General features: G+C 60.0%; 4 protein-coding genes. 2 read left to right on the top strand and 2 right to left on the bottom strand.

Annotated features, from left to right (window positions below; all coding sequences use genetic code 11):
* Window positions 1-146 precede the first annotated feature (146 nt).
* Window positions 147-773, top strand: coding sequence for a DUF3318 domain-containing protein (locus NW818_RS10830; protein ID WP_414349678.1), 627 nt, complete (start codon window positions 147-149; stop codon window positions 771-773).
* On the opposite strand, the gene surE is transcribed toward NW818_RS10830, so the two are convergent.
* Complete coding sequence (gene surE, locus NW818_RS10835) at window positions 696-1,502, bottom strand: 5'/3'-nucleotidase SurE (protein ID WP_414349679.1); 807 nt, start codon at window positions 1,500-1,502, stop codon at window positions 696-698. The two genes, NW818_RS10830 and surE, sit on opposite strands and share 78 nt — an antisense overlap.
* Window positions 1,503-1,677: 175 nt before the next feature.
* Between surE and gap the strand changes: the two genes are divergently transcribed.
* Window positions 1,678-2,694 carry a type I glyceraldehyde-3-phosphate dehydrogenase gene (gene gap, locus NW818_RS10840; RefSeq protein WP_414424559.1) on the top strand — a complete coding sequence of 339 codons (1,017 nt, stop codon included), beginning with the start codon at window positions 1,678-1,680 and terminating at the stop codon, window positions 2,692-2,694.
* Window positions 2,695-2,753: 59 nt separating this feature from the next.
* Here the strand turns inward: gap and NW818_RS10845 are convergent, their stop codons facing one another.
* On the bottom strand, window positions 2,754-4,040 hold the full coding sequence (locus tag NW818_RS10845; protein WP_414424560.1) for an AmpG family muropeptide MFS transporter: 1,287 nt from the start codon (window positions 4,038-4,040) through the stop codon (window positions 2,754-2,756).
* Window positions 4,041-4,245 lie beyond the last annotated feature (205 nt).

The following is a 4,245-nucleotide window of genomic DNA, read 5'->3' on the forward strand; positions in this document are numbered from 1 at the left end:
AGTTCCACGGCCAGAGTTCCACGGCCAGCCTGGAGATGCGATAGACTAACCTCGCATCGGTTCTGCACAGGCTGGGGTGTCTGGGGCCGGAACAGCGCCCGTGTTCAGGCGGGCTCCCCGCCTCAATGCCACTAACAGGTGAGGCCATGAACAGCCGCCCAGATTTCAAATCCTTTGAAAAAGAAGAAACCGAACGGTTGCGGGATCTGCTCCCCGCTTCCTTCCGACCCTTGATCAGCGTCGTTCCCCACTTCGGGGGTGAAGCCCTGCTCATCTCCCGCCGCAAAGCCCCTTGGCAGCCCCAGGGCACAATTGCCATCGATTTTCGCCGTTGGCAAGGGATCCCTCAGCCGCAGCGGGATCTGTTGTTTCTGCGGGAGGTGGGCTGGCTGGGCAACCGCAATTGGTTGCAGCCGGGGTTTTACCAGTCGCTGGCCTTGTTCGGGGGCATCACCACTGTTGCGGAGCTCTCTTTGCAGCACCCTTTTTCCGCTCTGTTGGCAGGTGGCATTACGGCTCTCTCCGTCCGGCAGATCTGGCAAAACCTGAACCGGGAGAGCGCCCATTTCGACGCCGATGAATTTGCCCTGCGCCGTGCTCAGTTTCGCGGCTACACCCGACAGGAGGCCGCTCAACACCTGGCAGATGCCATAGAACAGGTTCTGAAGCTGGATCCCACCGATATCCTGACGGCGCTACGGCTGCAACGGCTGAGAACCATTGCCCGCAACCTGGCTTCTACCCCCCCCAGCGGAAACGCCTGGTCGCGTTAGCGGGACGGAGTCCTTGGCCAGTTGCACTTGGGTGATGGCCACCCGACCGGAGAAGCAGATGTCGGTATCGGTTTGGGGATCCCGAGCGCGCTCCGCATAGCGGCCCTGATAGCGAAACCACAGCGACTCTGCCCCATTTCCCTCGGCTTCCACCGCATAATCGAGCGGCAGGGGTTGGGTGCAGAGGGGACAATAGACCCGCTCCGGCAGAGGGGATCCGGCGGGCAAGTGAGGCAGGTTCACATTCCAAAACGCCCCCCTGGGCAGGGGTTGTTCCATCAGCTCCGCCAAGATTTCCCGCGTCCACCGCTGGGCCTGCTCCCAGTCGATGGGTTGGCCCCCTGCTCGGTATTGGGAAATGGCAATTCCCGGGATCCCGCGCATCGCCGCTTCCCGTACCGCCGCCACCGTTCCCGACAGGTACACATCCGATCCGAGGTTTCCCCCCTCGTTGATACCGGAAAGCACCCAATCCACCGCTGGGGCCAGCTTGAATAGGGCCACCCGCACACAGTCGGCAGGGGATCCCTCGACGGCAAAGGTGCGCTCGCCGCGGGCCAAGGCTCGAAAAGGTCGCCCCGTCGTCACCTGGTGGCTGCAGCCGGAAATCTGCTGGTGGGGGGCCACAATCCAACAGTGTTCTTCCGGGATGAGGGCGCTGAGGGCCAACTTGAGATTGGCCAGCCCGGCAGCCTCGATGCCGTCATCGTTGGTCAGCAATACCTTCATTCCTACTTTTCCCTTCTGCCGGCAACTTCTTGGGTGAGTCCCAGTGGCAAATCTGGAGATCTTGGGTGCAAAAGCGATGGGGATCCCGTTCTTCTTTTACCCTATCCCTAGGGGGGCAGCGTCTCCCATGCCGCGTCCCCTGATCCATCGTATAAACTGATACCGGAGGATTGCGATGACCACACGGGTAGCCATTAACGGATTTGGTCGCATTGGGCGGGCCTTCCTGCGGGTGCTGCTGTCTCAGCCAGCTCCAGAGCTGGAGGTGGTGGCAGTCAATGACCTGACCGAACCCGACAACTTGGCCTACCTGCTCCAGTTCGACTCGGCCTATGGGCGCCTTCCCCAAACCGTGAGCGCGGTGGACGGGCATCTGCAAATCGGCAACCACCTGAAAGTCCGAGTTTTGGCAGAGCGGGATCCGGCACAACTGCCCTGGAAAGATCTGGGGGTTGACCTGGTGGTGGAATCAACCGGCTTGTTCACCAAACGAGACGGGGCCGCCAAACACCTGGAAGCCGGGGCCAAAAAGGTGATCATCTCTGCTCCCGCCAAAGGCCCCGACTTGACGGTGGTGATGGGGGTCAACGACGACCAATACGACCCGGAGCGGCATCACATCGTCTCCAATGCTTCCTGCACCACCAATTGCTTGGCGCCGCTGGCTAAGGTCTTGTTGGATCGCTTCGGCATCGAGACCGGCTTTCTCACCACTTGCCATGCCTATACCGCCACCCAGGCGATTGTGGATCGCCCGGATCCCAAAGATTACCGGCGGGGCCGCTCGGCAGCGGTGTCGATTGTGCCTTCCACCACCGGGGCTGCCACGGCAGTGGCCGAGGTTTTGCCCGCCCTGAGAGGAAAGATGGATGGCCTGGCGTTGCGGGTACCCACCCTGACGGGCTCGATCGTGGACTTTGTGGTGCGTACCGAGCAGCCCATCACCAGAGAAGCCGTCAACCAAGCCTTTGTCGAGGCTGCAGAAGGCCCGCTGCGCGGCATCCTGGCCATTGCTCCACCGGAGATCGTCTCGGCGGATATTGTCGGGGATCCCCACTCTTCCATTGTGGATTTGGGATCCACCCTGACCTTAGGGGATCGCACGGTGAAGGTGCTCTCCTGGTACGACAACGAGTACGGCTATGCGGCGCGGCTGGTGGATCTGGCGGCCAAAATCGGGGCTGCGCTGTAGGCAACCATCCCCGTTGCGTTCAAGGCAAGGCTATTAGAACCGGATTTGCGGTGGGGCAGTTACGGTTCAGATGCGGTTGTGGCCGGGGTTGCAGGCGATGAAGGGGGGCCGAGCCACAGCAGGATCACCATTGCCGGAGCAGCTGTCATCGCTGTAATCAAATAAAACAAAGGCCAATTGACCGCAGCCGCCAAATAGCCCGACACGGCCCCGGCCAAGGTTCCCCCCACGGCAAATACACTGGTGAGCAAAGCATACTGGGTGGCACTAAATTGCCGATCGCAAAGGCTCATCAAAAAAGCCAGAAAAGCAGCCGTGCCCATGCCCCCGGCCATGTTGTCGAAAACGGTTGCCCCCAGCAGCAGCGGATAGTTTTGCCCCACCAACCCAATCGCTCCCAGGCCCAAATTGCCGATCCCTTGCAAGGCTGCGAAAATGAACAGACAGCGGTAGGTGCCGATGCGGCTGACCCACTCCCCCCCCACAAAAGCCCCAGCCAAGGTGGCCAACAAGCCTATCCAACTGCGGATAATGCCCAGATCGCTGGTGCTAAACCCCGTCTGCAACAAAAATGTGGGGGTCATTTGCCCTGCCAAGCTATCCGGCAACTTGAAGCAGACCACAAACAGCAGGATCGCCCAGGCCAAGCGGTGCCGCCAAAAAGATTGAAACGGCTCGATGATGGCCGACCGCAAAGAGGTAGGCTTGAGGGCGCTGTTTTCCGGCTCAGGGGCCAAAAACGAGGTAATCAACCCGATCAACATCAGCAGCGCCATGATCCCGTACACCTGCCACCAGGGCAAATAGTCCGCCAAGATCAAGCTCACGCCACTGCTGACCAACAGCGCGATGCGGTAGCCAAATACGAAAATGGCTACCCCTGCCCCCATCTCCCGCTCCGCCAAGATATCGGTACGGTAAGCGTCCACCGCGATGTCCTGAGAGGCGCTCAAAAAAGCCACCAGCAACCCCACCAGAAAGATCGGGCGGGTGAAAACTGTGATGCCCGGCCAAGTCTGGGACAGCTCTTCCCATCCCAAGGCTTCCAGCCAGGTTTGGGTCGGATCCTGAAAACCCAGTAGCCCTATGCTGAGCAGCAACAGCACCTGGGTCAGGGCCATCCACCCCCGCCGCCGACTGCCCCGCAGGGATCCCGGTGCCGGCAACAGAAATCGATCCAGAACAGGCGACCACAAGAACTTAAAGGAGTAGGGCAAATTGAGCAGGTTAAACAAGCCGATGGCAATGGTGGTCAAGCCCGCTTGGGTCAGCCAAGCATTCAAGGTGGTGTTGATCAGCAGCAGCGGCAAACCCGAAGAAAACCCCAACAGCAGCAGAACGCCCATCTTAGAGCTGCCGTAGACGCCCAACATCCGCTTCAAGACGCTTGCCCTCGCCTCAATCATGACTAGCCCTCCCCGCCATCCTGTCTATTTTCAGGGATCCCTGTATTGCCAGTATGGTCATTTCAATTAAACTAGGGCACTGCACCCACACCTAAAACTCTGAGTGCAGCAGGCTATAGGGCTTTTCAAGGACTCCGTCCCGCTG

It is taken from the genome of Synechococcus sp. R6-5 (assembly GCF_047461775.1).
Classification (GTDB): domain Bacteria; phylum Cyanobacteriota; class Cyanobacteriia; order Thermostichales; family Thermostichaceae; genus Thermostichus.